At 64.7% G+C, this 16057-nt stretch carries 16 protein-coding genes; 8 read left to right on the top strand and 8 right to left on the bottom strand.

The genetic code is table 11. The features are described from left to right. Positions 1-7 precede the first annotated feature (7 nt). Positions 8-745 carry an IclR family transcriptional regulator gene (locus tag OCL88_RS07565; protein WP_264962101.1) on the bottom strand — a complete coding sequence of 246 codons (738 nt, stop codon included), beginning with the start codon at positions 743-745 and terminating at the stop codon, positions 8-10. A 126-nt stretch (positions 746-871) separates the two neighbouring features. On the opposite strand from OCL88_RS07565, the gene OCL88_RS07560 reads away from it, so the two are divergent. Next, positions 872-2206, top strand: a complete 1335-nt coding sequence (locus OCL88_RS07560; protein WP_021470953.1) for an MFS transporter — start codon at positions 872-874, stop codon at positions 2204-2206. 76 nt (positions 2207-2282) lie between these two features. On the opposite strand, the gene OCL88_RS07555 is transcribed toward OCL88_RS07560, so the two are convergent. Beyond that, on the bottom strand, positions 2283-2939 hold the full coding sequence (locus OCL88_RS07555; protein ID WP_264962100.1) for a phosphoribosyltransferase: 657 nt from the start codon (positions 2937-2939) through the stop codon (positions 2283-2285). Positions 2940-3027: 88 nt separating this feature from the next. Between OCL88_RS07555 and OCL88_RS07550 the strand changes: the two genes are divergently transcribed. Then, a complete protein-coding gene (locus OCL88_RS07550; RefSeq protein WP_264962099.1) occupies positions 3028-3441 on the top strand; it encodes a MarR family transcriptional regulator in 414 nt (137 codons plus the stop codon). Between the two features lie 22 nt (positions 3442-3463). On the opposite strand, the gene OCL88_RS07545 is transcribed toward OCL88_RS07550, so the two are convergent. From OCL88_RS07545 to OCL88_RS07525, 5 genes are all read right to left on the bottom strand, one after another. Further along, entirely contained in the window at positions 3464-4294 is an 831-nt protein-coding gene (locus tag OCL88_RS07545) for an alpha/beta fold hydrolase (RefSeq protein WP_236593325.1), read from the bottom strand. Position 4295: 1 nt separating this feature from the next. Further along, positions 4296-4625: a biotin/lipoyl-containing protein gene (locus OCL88_RS07540; RefSeq protein WP_062097124.1), complete on the bottom strand. Its 330-nt coding sequence runs from the start codon at positions 4623-4625 to the stop codon at positions 4296-4298. Continuing rightward, positions 4618-5673: an alpha-ketoacid dehydrogenase subunit beta gene (locus OCL88_RS07535; RefSeq protein WP_264962098.1), complete on the bottom strand. Its 1056-nt coding sequence runs from the start codon at positions 5671-5673 to the stop codon at positions 4618-4620. Before OCL88_RS07535 ends, OCL88_RS07540 begins: the two co-directional genes overlap by 8 nt. Next, positions 5666-6703, bottom strand: coding sequence for a thiamine pyrophosphate-dependent enzyme (locus tag OCL88_RS07530; protein WP_264962097.1), 1038 nt, complete (start codon positions 6701-6703; stop codon positions 5666-5668). Before OCL88_RS07530 ends, OCL88_RS07535 begins: the two co-directional genes overlap by 8 nt. Before the next feature lie 172 nt (positions 6704-6875). Continuing rightward, positions 6876-8273 carry an amino acid permease gene (locus OCL88_RS07525; RefSeq protein WP_264962096.1) on the bottom strand — a complete coding sequence of 466 codons (1398 nt, stop codon included), beginning with the start codon at positions 8271-8273 and terminating at the stop codon, positions 6876-6878. Between the two features lie 173 nt (positions 8274-8446). On the opposite strand from OCL88_RS07525, the gene OCL88_RS07520 reads away from it, so the two are divergent. The 6 genes from OCL88_RS07520 (at position 8447) to OCL88_RS07495 (ending at position 14806) form a co-directional block, all read left to right on the top strand. Continuing rightward, positions 8447-8920, top strand: a complete 474-nt coding sequence (locus OCL88_RS07520; RefSeq protein ID WP_021470945.1) for an Lrp/AsnC family transcriptional regulator — start codon at positions 8447-8449, stop codon at positions 8918-8920. A gap of 101 nt (positions 8921-9021) precedes the next feature. Continuing rightward, complete coding sequence (locus OCL88_RS07515; protein WP_021470944.1) at positions 9022-9741, top strand: NUDIX hydrolase; 720 nt, start codon at positions 9022-9024, stop codon at positions 9739-9741. After that, positions 9738-11045: a quinolinate synthase NadA gene (gene nadA, locus OCL88_RS07510; protein ID WP_264962095.1), complete on the top strand. Its 1308-nt coding sequence runs from the start codon at positions 9738-9740 to the stop codon at positions 11043-11045. Before OCL88_RS07515 ends, nadA begins: the two co-directional genes overlap by 4 nt. Before the next feature lie 47 nt (positions 11046-11092). After that, positions 11093-12757, top strand: coding sequence for an L-aspartate oxidase (gene nadB / locus OCL88_RS07505; RefSeq protein ID WP_264962094.1), 1665 nt, complete (start codon positions 11093-11095; stop codon positions 12755-12757). Beyond that, positions 12750-13646, top strand: coding sequence for a carboxylating nicotinate-nucleotide diphosphorylase (nadC, locus tag OCL88_RS07500; protein ID WP_264962093.1), 897 nt, complete (start codon positions 12750-12752; stop codon positions 13644-13646). The genes nadB and nadC overlap by 8 nt, the downstream gene beginning before the upstream one ends. Next, a complete protein-coding gene (locus OCL88_RS07495) occupies positions 13643-14806 on the top strand; it encodes a cysteine desulfurase family protein (RefSeq protein ID WP_264962092.1) in 1164 nt (387 codons plus the stop codon). The genes nadC and OCL88_RS07495 overlap by 4 nt, the downstream gene beginning before the upstream one ends. A 40-nt stretch (positions 14807-14846) precedes the next feature. Here the strand turns inward: OCL88_RS07495 and OCL88_RS07490 are convergent, their stop codons facing one another. After that, positions 14847-15875: an IS30 family transposase gene (locus OCL88_RS07490; RefSeq protein ID WP_372512818.1), complete on the bottom strand. Its 1029-nt coding sequence runs from the start codon at positions 15873-15875 to the stop codon at positions 14847-14849. Positions 15876-16057: the final 182 nt, after the last annotated feature.

The following is a 16057-nucleotide window of genomic DNA, read 5'->3' as shown; positions in this document are numbered from 1 at the left end:
GAAGGTCTCAGGCCAGCTGGCTTTCGATCCGTGCGGCGCTTGCTGCCAGCGCCTGGCCTACCTGGTCTGCGTCCTGGTCCATCCGGATGTAAACCACGGCGATGGCTGCGGGCCTGCCCCCGGGGATGTGGATGGGTGCAGCAAGGGACGACACTCCGGCGATGACTTCGTCATGGCTTGCGGCGTAACCCAGTCGCCTGGCTTCCAGCGCTTCAGGACGGTAGGGGACCCCCGGGCCCAGTTGCTGCCAGCGTTCCTCCGTCATGGCGGACTGGATGGCTATCCCGGGTGCTCCCGAAGTGATGGGATGCCGGGTGCCGGGATGCTGGGCTACCGCGGGTCCTGAGTGCCGTGGTTCCACCGTCAGGAGGGTGACGCATTCCTGGTGGTCCCATACGGCGATGAAGGCCGTCATGTGCAGGGTGTTGGCCAGTTGAGTGAGTTCAGGCAAGGCGGCACCCTGCAGGTTCCGGGAGACTCCCCGCGCCAGGACGGCCAGTCCCGCGCCCGGTTGGACCCTGCCCGATTCGTCACGGACCACCAGCGAATGGTCTTCCAGGGTCCTAAGGATCCGGTAGGCGATGGAGCGGTGCACGCCCAGCGCCTCGGCCAGTTCGGCAATGCTCAGGGGGCGATCGGCAGCCGCCAGAATCTCCAGTGCGCGGATGCCCCGGGACAGAGTTTGCGACGGCGGGGCCTGGGTGGGTGCCTCCAAAGGGCCTTTGACACCGCTGCTGGAATTCATGGCTCCAATCCTATGTCCACGGGGGGGCTGTGCTTTTGATCACAGCGTGTAGTACGCTTTCCTAACTGACCGTTCTGTCGGTAAAGGATGCCGCGCCGAACAGACACCCGCACCTTTGGAGTTTCAATGACCGCAACTTCCTCTGTCGATTCCCTGTCCGGGCCCAGCAGCAAGCGCGAAGAGCGCCGGGTACTGGCGGGAACCCTGGTGGGCACCACCATCGAGTGGTACGACTTCTTCATCTTCGCCCAGCTGACGGCGACGCTGTTGTCGCCGTTGTTCCTGACGCCGCTCGAACAGTCAAACCCCGGCGTTGCGCAGATCCTCTCCTTCGCCACCATTGGCATCAGCTTCCTGTTCCGCCCCTTGGGAGCCACCATTGCCGGCCACCTGGGCGACCGCGTTGGCCGTAAGGCAGTCCTGGTGATGACCTTGGTGATGATGGGAGCCGCTACGGCCCTGATCGGTCTCCTGCCGACCTACGAAACCATCGGATTGTGGGCTCCGATCCTCCTGATCACCCTCCGCGTGGTGCAGGGCTTCTCGGCCGGTGGCGAATGGGGCGGTGCGGCGTTGATGGCTGTTGAGCACGCTCCCATCAACAAGCGCGGCCTCTTTGGCGCCTACCCGCAGATCGGTGTGCCGATCGGCATGATCCTGGCAACCGGCCTGCTGTTCTTCCTGCAGTCGGGAATGTCCAAGCAAGACTTCGCGGCGTGGGGCTGGCGTGTACCTTTCCTGCTCTCCGTCGTCCTGATCGTTGTGGGCTACCTGATCCGTCGGGCTGTCGGCGAAAGCCCCGTCTTCAAGGAAATCGCCCAGCGCAAGGCCGAAAGCAAGGCTCCCCTTGGTGAGCTGTTCCGCCACAACACCAAGGAAGTTGTCTTCGCCGCACTGATCTTCATTGCCAACAACGCTGCAGGCTACCTGCTGATCGCCTTCTTCATCTCTTACGCAACCAAGGCACTGAAGATGCCTGCGCCGCAGATCCTGCTCGCAACCACCGTCGCGTCCTTTGGCTGGCTGATTTTCACCATGGTCGGCGGATGGCTTTCGGACAAGATCGGCCGCGTGAAGACATTCCTGTTTGGCTATGCCCTGGTCTTCGTATGGATGATCCCGCTGTTCGCGCTCATCGATTCCAAGGACATCATTCTCTACGGCGTGGCCCTGTTCGTCCTGACCATCGGCCTTGGCCTGTCCTACGGCCCGATGTCGGCCATGTACGCCGAGATGTTCCCTCCGCAGGTGCGCTACTCCGGTATCTCCATCGGCTACGCACTGGGCGCCATCCTCGGTGGAGCTTTCGCCCCCACCATTGCGCAGGCCTTGCTGGACCAGACCAAGTGGTCCGGTTCCGTGGGCATCTACATTATGGTGCTGTGCGTCATCTCCGCCGTGGGCGTCATCCTCGCCAAGGAAACCAAGGGACGTCCGCTCGGTTTCAGCACCCACCACTAAAGAACTCACGCGCACGCCCGGCGGCGCACTGCAGAAGGCTTACGGGTCCGGGGTCCAACCCCGGGCCCGTGGGTCTTTAAGCCCGTGGGTCTTTAAGCAGGTCCATGACGTCGGCGTCCGTCAATTGATCGAAGTGCTCGTAGAAGGCCCCGACGGCGTGGAACTTGCCCGGTATGTGCAGGCAGAAGACCCAATCACAAACACGGCCCAGCGATGTTGAGGCCTCAAGCGAGGCCACTGGAGCGGCGGCGATGACGGTGGTGGCGCCTGCGGCCCGTACACTCTCGACGGCGGCACGCATGGTTGCGCCGGTGGCCCAGCCGTCGTCCACCAGGATGACGGTCTTGCCCCGCAGATCGTGGTCGACCCCCGGGTATTCCATGGCCCGCCTGCGCAGTTCGGCCCTTTCCGCAGCCTCCACGTCATCCATGGCAGCCGCACTGATGCCGCGGGACAGAAGAAGCTCCCTCAGGGGCTTGTTGAGGATCCGGACTACCTCGCCCCGGCACCACGCGAGTGCGCCGAAAGCGGTTTCGGCCCGGCCCGGGATGCCCAGTTTGCGGACAAGCACGGCACCGAACGGCACGTAGAGAACAGCTGCAGCTGCGGCGGCCAAGGGGACTCCGCCACGGGCCAGTCCAAGGATGATGGTGTCAGGCCGTTCCCTGAACTGGGGAAGGCCCTCGGCCAGGCGTCGCCCGGCTTCCTCCCTGTCCTTGAAACGCATGCCCATCCGACCCCGTTCCTCCTCATTCCGGCGCTGGTTCCAACCCTACAGTTCAAAGCTTGCCCGGTGGTGCCTCCGCTGCAAGCATTGCCTTGTGAGCAAACCGATCGGGTACTGGGTCAAACGCCTGGATGCAGCACTGGAAGCGCAGTTTGACCACACCCTGGCCAGGGTCCGCTTGAGCCGCCGGCAGTGGCAGGCGCTTAACACGCTTGCGGGAGATCCCCTGCTGCCCGCTGAACTCGAAGAAGCCCTGCTGCCCTTGTGGGGCGGGGATGTACGGCTGCGGGAGCGCGAACTGGCGGCCTTGGTGGGGCACGGGATGATCACCATGGTCGATGACCGGCTCACGCTCAGCGGCAAGGGCAGGGAGACCTACCACCAAGCGCTCCGTTTGGTGGAAGAGACCCGCATTGACCTTTCCATGGGCATCGGCCTGGATGAATACGCCATGGCCGTCAGCGTCCTGGAGCGCATGAGCCGCAACGCGGAGCGCCTGTCCAGGTAGCCGTGCCTATCCGGGTAGCCGATTACACCGCGAGGAACTCGACGGCGGCTTCCTTGAACGCCCGGCTGGTGACCACGTTCGTGTGCGTGCGCCCGGGAACAACCAGGGTCTCCACCATTGCACCGCGTTTGCCCGCGATCTCCGCCAGCGCCGGCATGGTGCCCGCGCGTTCGTCCTTCTCTCCTGCCACCAGGAGCAGCGGCATGTGGGGCGCGGCCTCGGCGGGGTCGAAGGGCTCGCCCTTGATGGCCTCGATGAGGGACAGCATGGCGAAGAGGTTGTTGCTCGGGATGAGTTGCGCCATTTTCAGCAGCCCGGCCGTCGACTCGTCCTGGATCGGAGTGCCGTCGGCAAGGTATCGCTGCGCGGCAGCAAGATCGAAGGTTGCCAGCGGGTCGGCAGCACTGGGTCCGCCGAGCACTACGCGGTGCACCAGGTCCGGCTGCGTGGCGGCGAACTCCCAGGCCAGCCGCGAACCCAGTGAATACCCGATGATGTCCAGGCCGGAGGCCGGGTTGCCGTCCTGCAGGGGCCGCGCACCGGCGTCGTAGACCATCTGCAGGAGGTCGGCGCGGATCCTGCTGGGCGTGTAGGAATCAAGGTCCTCGGGGGCGTGGCTCCGGCCATGGCCGGGGAGGTCAACGGTGATGACCCGGCGGCCGGCGCCCTGCAGCGTGGCAATCCAGCCGCTGTCCACCCAGTTCAGCTTGCTGGAGGAGGAAAAGCCGTGGATCAGGAGGACCGGACGCAGTCCGGCGTCATTGGCAGGCTCATGGACTTCCACGAACAATCCGGGATCGGTGCCTTCCACGGTGTGTCTCTGCTGTTCCACGGTGTGCCTGCCGGTCATCATGTCAGTCCTCATCGAGTACGGCGCTCAGGCGGACCCGGCGCTTGGGTGCTTCGTCTTTTGGAACAGTGCCCACGATCCCGGCGGTTTCATCCGGTACCTCGAACACGATCAGCGGTTCGCCGACGTTGATGGTCCCGCCCGGCTCGCCGTGAATACGCACCACTCTACCCGCCTGCGGGCTGGGCAATTCGAGGGAAGACTTCGTCGTTTCGAGCTCCACCAAGGGCTGGTTCCGTTCCACTTGCTGCCCCGGTTCCACCAGCCACTCCAGCACGGTTGCCTCGATGAGGCCTTCGCCCAGATCGGGGAGGGGGAAGGAAATTTCAGCCACGGCGGTACTCCAGTACTCGTTGGATCCCATAGAGGATGCGATCAATGTTGGGAATGTATTCGTCCTCCAGGTCTCCGGAGGGGTAGGGCACGTCAAAGCCGGTGACGCGTTCCACGGGCGCTTTCAACGTGTCGAAGCACTGCTGCGTGATGAGTTGCGCGACTTCGGCGCCCAGGCCTGAGGTCAGCGGCGCTTCATGGACGACGACGGCGCGACGCGTCTTGGCAACCGAGGCCGCCAACGCCCCGGCGTCGATGGGCTTGAGCCACCGCAGGTCCAGGACTTCGACGTCGATCCCGTCTTCGGCGGCGAGCTCGGCTACCTGCAGGCACCGGGCAACCATGGCGCCCCACGCGGCGAGGGTCAGGTGCCTGCCTTCGCGGGCCACCCGCGCTCCGGTGAGGCTGCCGCCGTCGTCGTCAGTTCCTTGTGCCGGGACCGCGGTGGTGACGTCCACCGGGCCTTTTTGCCAGTAGCGCGCCTTCGGCTCCATGAAGATGACCGGGTCCGGACGGGAGGCCGCGTATGTGAGGAGGTGGTAGGCCTCGTGGGGCGTGGAGGGGGACACCACTTTGAGCCCGGGCACGTGGGCGAACAGGGCCTCAAGGCTTTCCCCGTGATGCTCGGGAGCCCGGATCCCGCCGAAGCTGGGAACCCGCAGGGTGATCGGCATGGGCAGCGTTCCGCGGCTGCGGTAGTTCATCCGGCCGATCTGGCAGACGATCTGGTTGATGGCGGGGTAGGCGAAACCGTCGAACTGGACCTCGGGAATCGGGTGGAAACCGGCCATTGCCAACCCCACGGACATGCCGAGGATGCCGGACTCGGCCAGCGGGGTATCGAAGACGCGGTCTTCGCCATGACGGGCTTGCAGCCCGTCGGTGACCCGGAATACTCCGCCCAGCCGGCCGCAGTCTTCGCCGAAGACAACGGCTTTGGGGTTTTCCGCCAGGATACGGTCCAATGCCCGGTTGAGGGCTTGCTGCATGGACAGGTGCTCCACGGTGGTTGCCGTTTCGGGGCTTGTTTCCATCAGCGTCTCAGACATGGTCGGACTCCTTGCGCCAGGCGGCAGCTTGGGATTGAAGGGCGGGGGTGGGCTCCTGGAACACGTAGCTGAACATCTCCGCACCGGGACGCGGCCCCAACGCTTCGATGCCGGCCCGGATGGTTTCCCCTTCCCGTTCAGCGTTACGCTGCGCCTCGGTAAAGAAGGGTTCATCGGCCGTGCCGTCAGCCAGCAGGCGCATGCGGAACCGGACCAGGGGATCCTCCCCGGCGTCGGTGCGTTCCTCGTCCAGGGTGCGGTAGCGGCCGGGATCGTCGGCCGTGGAATGCGGTCCGCGGCGGTAGGTCATGGCTTCGATGAGGACCGGGCCGTTTCCTGCGCGGCAGTGGGCAAGTGCCCACTGCGTGGCATGCAACACGGCCTCGACGTCGTTGCCGTCCACCTGGCGGGACGCCATGCCGTAGCCGGCGGCCCGCGCAGCTACTGAACCTCCGGCTACCTGCCGCTCCGTGGGAACGGAGATGGCCCAGCCGTTGTTCTGCACGAAGAACACCACCGGCGCTTTCATGACGGCGGCGAAATTCATGGCTTCATGGACATCACCTTGCGACGATGCGCCATCCCCGAAGTAGGTAAGCGCTACGCCGCTCTCGCCGGACAGGGTTTGCCCATGCGCCCAGCCGACCGCGTGCAGCACGGAGCCGGCCACCACGGCCTGGATGGGGGCGAACCGCGATTCCATGGGGTTGTACATTCCGCCGTGCCACGTGGCCTTATGGGTGGCCATGTAGTCCACCATGTCCAGGCCCATGGTGCGGGCCACTCCTATTTCGCGGTACGTGGGGAAGACGAAGTCCCGGCTGCGGTCAACGGCGTAGGCGCTGCCGACCTGTGCTGCTTCCTGGCCGAGCTGAGGGGCATAGCCAGGGATGATGCCTTGCCTCTGCCAGGCTATGGCGGCGGTATCAAGGTGGCGGACGGCGGCCATGAGTGTGTACAGCTCGCGCAGCTGCTCAGGCGTGGTTGGGCCTGCGTCAGCGTCGGCGGGGAGAACCGAAATGGATGTCATGGCTGTGACACTAATCACCAGCGCTGCCCATGCGCAATCAGCAACGTCCCAGCCAAACACTTTGTACAAATTGGCAAGAAAAAGAGGCTCCTTGCAATACAAACTGCAAGGAGCCTCCCTGATGTGCTGAGCAAGCAGCTACACGGCCCTGTCGGCTACACCGCCGGTCGGGTTACACGGCGCCGTCAGTTTCTTTGGCCCGGGCTTTTCCCGCCTTGGAGCGGGCATTGAGGTAACAGCCCAGCGCAATGACCAGGATCAGCGCGGCAGTGCCGAAGAGCTGGCCCGCGCTCTCCGGGTTGGCAAAGCCGACGGCGAAGATGATGCCCAGGAGTACCAGGCCCACGATGGTCAGGACCGGGAAGCCCTTCATGCGCAAAGGCAGCTCAGTTCCCTCACGGTCCGCCCTGCGGCGCAGGATCAGTTGCGAGACGAGGGCAATGCCCCAGACCACCAGGCAGGTGGAACCAACCAGGTTCAGCAACGCGGGCAGGACCAGGTCGGGGAAGAGCAACTCCAGGACGGTGGCAATGAAGCCGAAAGCGACGGAAACTCCGACGGCGGCCACCGGCACCTTGGCCGGGCTAAGCCGGGACAGGAAGCGCGGAGCCTCGCCTCGCCTGGACAGTGAGAACACCATCCGGGACGCGCCGTAGAGGTTGGCGTTCAATGCTGAGAGCAGCGCGACGACTGCCACCAGGGTGATGGCTGCACCTGCCCCGGGAATGCCGGCCAGGTCCAGTACGCCGGCGAACGGGGACTTCAGGCCCTCGGAGCCAACGGGCAGGATGGCGGCGATGACGAACACGGAGCCGATGTAGAACACCAGGATCCGCCAGACCACCGTGCGGATGGCCTTGCCTACGCTGTGGGCCGGATCTTCGGTTTCTGCTGCAGCCACACTGACGATTTCCGTGCCGCCAAAAGCGAAGATCACCACGAACAATGCCGCCGCAATGCCGCCGATGCCGTTCGGAGCGAAGTCACCGAATGCTGACAGTCCGGGGGAGGGGGCGCTTGGGAGCAAACCGAGCAGGAGTGCTGCGCCAATGAGCAGGAAGATCACGATCGCGGCCACCTTGAGGATGGCGAACCAGAATTCGAACTCGCCAAAGTTGCGTACGCCCACAAGGTTGATGCCGGTAAAGACCACCATGAAGATCAGGGCCAAGGCCCAGACCGGCACCACCGGCCATACGGAGAACAGCAGCCCCGCGGCGCCGAGCGCCTCGGCTGCGATCACCACTACAAGCTGCAGCCACCAGAGCCAGCCGATGGTGCCGCCGGCGGTCTTGCCGAGGGCTTTCTCCGCATACACCGAGAACGCGCCGCTGTTGGGATTCGCGGCCGCCATCTCGCCCAGGGCCCACATGACCAGGATGATCAGTGTTCCGGCAACAAGGTAGGAGATCAGGACGGCCGGACCTGCCGCTTGGACGCCCGCTCCCGAGCCGAGGAAGAGGCCTGCGCCGATCGCGCTGCCCAGGCCCATCATGGTGAGCTGGCGGGGCTTGAGTGAATGGCCGAGGCCGGAAGTTGGAGCAGGAGCCGTCATGGACTTCATTGTCATACGTGTCTACCTTCTATGGGTTTCATCAGGTTTGGCGTGCTTTCCTCTTGGGATGGCACGCAGGCGTCGACGACGCGGCAAGAGCCGTGGAATAATTCTCGCAGTTTGTAAGATACATCACTTTTTGCCGTAGCGAAGTGATGGGTAATGATTCCCCGGGGAAAGGAACTTTGATGCTGGTCGATGATCTTGATGCAAAAATTGTACGTTTCTTCACTGACTCGCCGCGATCTTCCGTGCTGGAAGCGTCAAGGGTTCTGAAGGTGGCGAGGGCCACCGTACAGTCCCGGATCGACCGGATGATCGAGAACGGCGTCATTGGTTCCTGGGTGCCGCAGCCCGATCCGGCCAACTTCGGCTTCCCCGTGGTGGCCTTTTGTTCAGTGACCATCACCCAGGAAATCGGCCATGACGCGATCATCGAGAGCCTCAGTGCCATTCCGGAGATCATCGAGGTCCATACCGTGACCGGAAACTCGGACCTCATGGTGCGCATAGCGGCCCGTTCCAACCCGGACATGCAGCGGGTGCTCGATGCCATGATCGCCACCAAGTCGGTGGTCCGCTGCTCCTCGGTCATCGTGCTGAACAGCCACATCCAAGGCCGGACCCTGCCGCTGATGGAGGCTGCGGCGAAAGCTATGTGACGCAAGGCATTTTGAGCCTGGGCCGGCGAGTCGTACCATTAGTTCTAGTCATTCTGACTTTAACTAATCGGGAGCCCGGCTCCGTACGGCGATGAAGCGAGGTGAACGCCGTGAACGTCAACTCCGCGAACGTCGCCGAACGGCGCCTCGCACCGCCGTCGTTGGCTATTTCAACGGTGATTTTTGCGCTGCGGCCCAGCGAAAAGTCCGGGCGGCCCACCCTCTGGCTGCCCCTGGTGCGCCGGATCCGCGAACCGTACAAAGGCCAGTGGGCGCTCCCCGGCGGACCCCTCGCCCACGACGAATCCCTCCAGGATGCAGCCTCGCGGAACCTGCGCGAGACCACAGGTCTGGTCCCGCAATACCTGGAACAGTTGTACGCGTTCGGGGGGCTGCACCGGTCTCCGAGCCAACGCGTCGTCTCAATCGTCTACTGGGCGCTGGTCCGCCCGACCGAAGCTGCGCTCGCCGACGAATCGGAAAACGTGCGGTGGTTCCGGGCGGACAGGCTCGGGGAACTGGCCTTCGACCACAACGCGATCGTGGACTACGCCCTGTGGCGCCTTCGCAACAAAATGGCCTACGGCTCCATCGCCTACCACCTTCTGGGCGAGTTCTTCACGCTTGCACAAGTCCGCGAGGTCTACGAGGCCGTCCTGGACCGCCAACTTGATCCGGCCAACTTCCGCCGGCAAATCAAAAGCACACCGGACATTGAAGAGACCGGTGAATACCTGCAGGGCGGGAAACACCGCCCACCCCGCCTCTACCGCTTCACCGGAACGCCCGGCCTTGGGCCAGATAACAGGAGTACACCATGAGCAGCGTCAACACTGCCGTCCAGCTGATCACGCGCGAGGAAGCCGAAAAGGGCTCATCGGGCGCAGGAGCCACTTGCAGCCCGGCGTTGGCGAAGGGTCCCTGGGAGTACGACCTCGCCGAATCCCTGGCCGGTGTCCCCGCCTACGGCCCGGGCGCCTCCAGTGCCGACGTCGCCCCCTTGGCAACCCCGCGCCAGGGACAGCTGCCCGAAGAGTACAAGCTGGCCTCCGAGGCCGAACTGGACCGGCGGATCCGTGCCGCCAAGGAAGCGCTGGGGGACAGGGCAGTGATCCTGGGCCACTTCTACCAGCGCGACGAAGTGGTTCAGTACGCCGACTTCGTGGGCGACTCCTTCCAGCTGGCCAACGCGGCACTCACCAAGCCGGATGCAGAAGCCATCATCTTCTGTGGCGTCCACTTCATGGCCGAGACCGCGGACATCCTCTCCACGCCTGAACAGGCCGTCATCCTGCCCAATCTCGCCGCCGGTTGCTCAATGGCGGACATGGCGGACGAAGATTCCGTGGAGGAATGCTGGGAACAGCTGGAGGAAATCTTCGGCACCGACACCGACGAACACGGCCGGGTCCCGGTCATCCCTGTGACCTACATGAATTCCTCGGCTGCGCTTAAAGCCTTCTGCGGCCGCAACGGGGGCATCGTCTGCACGTCCTCCAACGCCAAAATCGTGCTGGAGTGGGCCTTCGAGCGGGGCCAGCGTGTCCTGTTCTTCCCGGACCAGCACCTGGGCAGGAACACAGCGAAGGCCCTGGGCGTGCCGCTGGAACAGATGCCCATGTGGAACCCCCGCAAGGAGCTGGGCGGTAACGACGCACAGGCGCTCCTGGACTCCCGGGTGATCCTCTGGCACGGTTTCTGCTCCGTGCACAAGCGCTTCAATGTGGCCCAGATCGAGAAGGCGCGCCAGGACTTTCCGGGCGTCAACGTGATCGTCCACCCGGAGTGCCCCATGGAAGTGGTCGACGCCGCCGATTCGGCAGGTTCCACCGACTTCATCAAGAAGGCCATCGCTGCCGCGACCGAACCCACCACCTTCGCGATCGGTACCGAGATCAACATGGTGAACCGGCTCGCAGCGGAAAACCCCCAGCACACCATTTTCTGCCTCGACCCCGTTATCTGCCCGTGCTCCACCATGTACCGCATCCACCCCGGCTACCTCGCCTGGGTACTTGAGGAACTCGTGGCCGGGCGGATCGTCAACCGCATCACGGTGGACGACGCTGTGCAGGACAACGCCAAGATCGCGCTTGAGCGCATGCTGGCAGCCAAGCCGGCCTGACCAGGTGCAGACCACCGGATTCCCGGACTAGCCGAATCGAGACCCGCATGACTTCGAACCCCATCGCCGCCGCGCATCCCGCGGACGCCCGGACGTTGATCGTCCTCGGCAGCGGCATCGCCGGACTCTACGCAGCCCTCCTCGGAGCCGAGGCCGGAGCCCAGGTGACGCTGCTGACCAAAGGCGAGCTGGAGGAAAGCAATACCTGGTTTGCCCAGGGCGGCATCTCAGCCGTCCTGGAGGAGCCTGCCCCCGGAGATACCGTGGCAGCCCATATCGAGGACACCCTCAAGGCCGGTGCCGGGCACTGCGACCCCGAAGCGGTCCGGGTGTTGTGCACCGAGGCGCGGGAAGATATTGCCGGTTTGGTCCGGTTCGGCGTGCGCTTCGACTGCGGCGACGACGGCGACCCCGCCTTGGGGCTCGAAGCCGCCCACTCCGCGCCGCGCATCCTGCATGCCGGTGGCGATGCGACAGGCGCCCGGGTGGCGGCTGCGCTGATTGGCAGCGTGCTCGAATCCCGGACTGCCGGGCGGATCCGTGTAGTGAGCCGTGCCCACGCCACCTCCCTGCTCCAAACTGATGGCCGGATCTCCGGTGTGGCTTACGTGCAGGACGGTCAGCCGTTCACTGTCCAAGCCGATGCCGTCCTGCTTGCTACCGGGGGAGCCGGGCAAATGTTCGCCCAGACCACGAATCCGTCCGTGGCTACTGCCGACGGACTTGCGTTGGCGTGGCGGGCCGGAGCAGCCGTGTCCGACCTGGAATTCTTCCAGTTCCACCCCACCTGCCTGGTCCGTCCAGCCGGAGCACCGGGTGGGACGGAGCCGTTGCTGATCTCGGAAGCCGTGCGGGGCGAGGGGGCGCCCCTGCTGGACGCCTTCGGTCAGCGGTTCATGCCCGACTACCACCCCGACGCCGAACTTGCTCCCCGTGACGTTGTCTCCCGCAGCATCGCCCTGCACCTTGCCGCCCTGGGGGACCCCAACGGGCACGTGTTCCTTGACGCCACAGTCATCGAGGCGAAACGCGGCAGCGGCTTCCTCGAGCAGCGCTTCCCCACCATCTCCCAACGCACCCGTGAAGCGGGCTTCGATTGGACCAGGGAACCCGTTCCCGTGGCGCCCGCGGCCCACTACTGGATGGGCGGCGTGGTGACGGACCTGCACGGGCAGACCTCTGTTCCCGGTTTGTACGCCGCCGGTGAAGTTGCCTGTACCGGTGTGCAGGGGGCCAACCGTTTGGCCAGCAATTCCTTGCTTGAGGGGTTGGTGTTCGCGCGTCGGGCTGTTCGGGCTTTTGTGGGCACGGTTGGCGCCGTTCCTCTGCGTGCTGGCTCGGCCGCTGGCGGGGCTCGGCCGCCGTCGGAATATGCGGGGACCGGGCCGTTTTCCCGGGGCGCCCTGCAGCGGCTCATGACGGCCAAGGCCGGGGTTCTTCGCAGTGGGGTCCTGCTGGCCGAGGCGGAGGCCGCCCTGGATGCCTGGGCCGACGGCCTGCTTCCCACAGCCGGTGCCGCTTCGACCGATGTCCGCGCGCACGAGGATGCCAACCTCCTGTTGGCCGCCCAACTGCTGGTGCGGGCGGCGCGGGCACGGCGGCGATCCTTGGGCGCGCACTACCGAAGCGACACAGCGGCCGCAGCGGCCGTCGTCGACGATCCTGACAAGCCACACTCCATGAGCCCGAAAGCGAGCCTCGTCCATGACTAACCTCACCCTCCCCGCGGCGGCCGTCCGGGACATCCTGGAGCGTGCCTTCGCCGAGGACGCGCCCAACGGAGACATCACCTCACAGCTGTTGATCCCCGCGGACGCCCGCGCAACCGCAGTCCTCAACGCCCGTGTCCCCGGAGTCTTGAGCGGTGGAACCGTCTTCCGCGACGCGATGAAACTCATCGACCCGGACACTGACATTCAGCTCCTGCTCGGGGACGGTGAGACGTTCGACGCCGGCACCCACCTGGCGCGGGTCAGCGGCAGCGCCCGTTCGGTCCTGATGGCCGAACGGGTGGGACTCAACCTGGTCCAGCGCATGAGCGCAATTGCCACGAAAACCGCCGAATTCGTCCGTCTTGTGGAGGGAACCCGGGCGCGGATCACCGATACCCGCAAGACCACCCCCGGACTTCGTGTCCTGGAACGGTACGCCGTCCGCTGCGGCGGGGGAGCGAACCACCGTTACAGCCTCTCCGATGCCGTCCTGGCCAAGGACAACCACCTCGCCGTCATGACGGGCGGGGATCCGGAGAAGCTCACCGCACTGCTATCGGCAGCGAAAGCACAGCTGGGCCACACCACCCACTTCGAAGTGGAGGTGGACCGGGCAGACCAGATCGAGCCGGTCCTGGCAGCGGGTGTGGACACCATCATGCTGGACAACTTCACTCCCGAGGAACTTCGTGCCGGGGTGAAGCAAGTGGACGGACGGGCGATCGTCGAAGCAAGCGGCAACGTCAACCTCCACACCGTCGCGGAAATCGCAGCGACGGGAGTTGACGTCATCTCTGTCGGTGGACTCACGCACAGCGTGGCCGCGCTGGACCTGGGGCTGGATGTCGAGCTGGACATCGCGCCGGGAACCGACCCCGTCCGGCCATGATCTTCCTGGACGCAGCCTCCACCACTCCGGTCCGCCGTGAAGTGTTGGAAGCCATGTGGCCCTATCTCAGCGGCGAATTCGGCAACCCATCCAGCCACCACAGCCTGGGTGAAGCCGCTGCCTCCGCGCTCGCAGACGCCAGGTCCGCCGTTGCGAAGGTCCTTGACTGCCGCGCCGGTGAAATCACCTTCACGTCCGGCGGCACTGAAGCGGACAACCTTGCCGTCAAAGGCATCGCTCTGGCACGGCAGGCAGCAGACCCGTCCCTGAACCGCGTGGTCATCAGCGCCGTCGAACATCCGGCAGTGGAGGAATCGGCGCGCTACTTGGAACGCGTCCACGGTTTCACCGTTGACGTGGTCCCGGTGGACGGCGACGGGCTGGTGACCGTGGAAGCCCTCGGAGCGGTCCTCCGCCGGGAGACGGCTTTGGTCAGCATCATGTACGCCAACAACGAGGTGGGCACTGTCCAACCCGTGGCGGACCTTGCCCGGGCGGCTCGCGCGTTACATATCCCGTTCCACACGGACGCCGTCCAGGCCGCGGGCTGGTTGCCCCTCGATGTGAAAGCCCTCGGTGTGGATGCCCTCAGCCTGTCCGGACATAAGCTCGGTGCGCCCAAGGGGTCGGGCGTCCTTTTCACCAAGGGGCGCTTGCGCCTGGAACCGTTGATCCACGGGGGAGGGCAGGAACGGGGCCGGCGTTCGGGGACCGAGAACGTTGCCGGTGCCGTTGCGGTCGCGACGGCACTGAACCTGAGCCACGCCGAAGCCGCTGCCGCATCTGCGGACGTGGCTGCCCTGCGCGACAACTTCATCGCCGCGGTACGGGAAGCAGTGCCCGGAGCCGTCCTCACCGGCCATCCGTCCCGGCGCCTGCCCTCGGTTGCGTCGTTCTGCTTCCCGGGAACCAGCGGGGAGTCCGTGCTCCTGGAGCTTGACCGGCTCGGGGTGGTGTGCTCCAGCGGCTCGGCCTGCGCGGCTGGTTCCGACGCTCCGTCACCGGTGTTGCTGGCACTGGGCATCAGCCCTGAAACGGCACAAACTGCCGTGCGCTTCAGTTTTACCTCTGCCGTCACCGCTGCCGAACTGGAGCAGGCAGCCGCAGCGGTGGCTGCCGCCGTCGGGCGTGTCCGCAACCTGGTAAACCACCCCAAGTAGGTCGCAATTGTGCACGTTTTGACCCGGCGGTTTCTAGCGGTTATCGCAACAGGAAGGTTCTGATCATCTCATTTGGGGTGCAGAAGTCGAATCGTTGGCGGGGTCTGTCGTTGAGTTCGTGGGCGACGTAATCGAGGTCTGTTTGGCTGTAGATGCTTAGGTCTGTGCCTTTGGGAAAGTATTGGCGCAGGAGCCCGTTGATGTTCTCGTTCGAGCCGCGTTGCCAGGGTGAGTGGGGATCGCAGAAGTAAATGTCGATATCGGCTGCGATCTTCACTTCCTTGTGCCTGCTCATTTCGATCCCTTGGTCCCAGGTCAGTGAGCGCCTCAGCTCGTCGGGTAGGGCGCCCATTTTGCTGATCAGCCCGTCCCGGACGGCCTCGGCGCGGTTCTGATCTGCAGGTACATGGACGAGCATCAGGAACCCGGTGGTGCGTTCCACAACGGTGCCGATGGCCGTTTTGCCATCCTTACCGACGATGAGGTCACCTTCCCAATGCCCTGGTACCGCACGGTCCTCGACTTCAGCGGGGCGGTCAGCGATCATGACCATTCCCTGGATCCTGCCACGGCGTTCGTCAGGGCGGCGCTGGGGTTTGCGCAAAGTCCGGCCGGTGCGCAGGTTCTTCACCAATTCCCGCTTCAGCCCGCCCCGGGACTCAAGATAAAGGGACTGGTAGATGGTCTCGTGTGACACCCACATCTCCGGGTTGTTCGGGTGGTTCTTGCGGAGCCGGCCGGCGATCTGGACCGGTGAGTCTTTCTTACCCAGTCGCTTTTCGACTTCCTTGCGCAACGCTTCGTTGCTTTTGAGCTTAGCGGTCTTGGGCCGGGCCGCCCTCGCATGTGCCCGGGCATGGGCAGTGGTGGCCCGGTAGTAGTAGACCTCATCGGCGTTCCGACGCAATTCCCGAGAGATCGTCGAGGGCGCCCTGCCCAACCGCCTGGCGATCTCGCGGACGGATTCCTTACCCCTGAGCAAAGCGATTTGTTCGCGTTCATCAAAGGACAGCGAACGCCCGGTAAGGGTCCGACCCCTGCGGGGCCGGACCCCTCCCGAGGATCTCAGCTCACGCCGAACGGTCGTAACGGACCATCCGACAGACTCTCCCGCTTCTTCAAAACGGGAACCGTCCGCTACCTGCTGCCAGAACGACTGAACAACCCCAGCAACCAAACGACTCGAGAACTTCACCACGGCAATCGACACCCTTCAATAATCAGGTGTTGCGATCACCGCATGATTCGAAG

The sequence above is a fragment of the Paenarthrobacter sp. PAE-2 genome (genome assembly GCF_026013155.1).
In the GTDB taxonomy this organism is placed as follows: Bacteria; Actinomycetota; Actinomycetes; order Actinomycetales; family Micrococcaceae; genus Arthrobacter; species Arthrobacter ureafaciens.
This window is presented reverse-complemented; position numbering and strand designations above follow the sequence as displayed.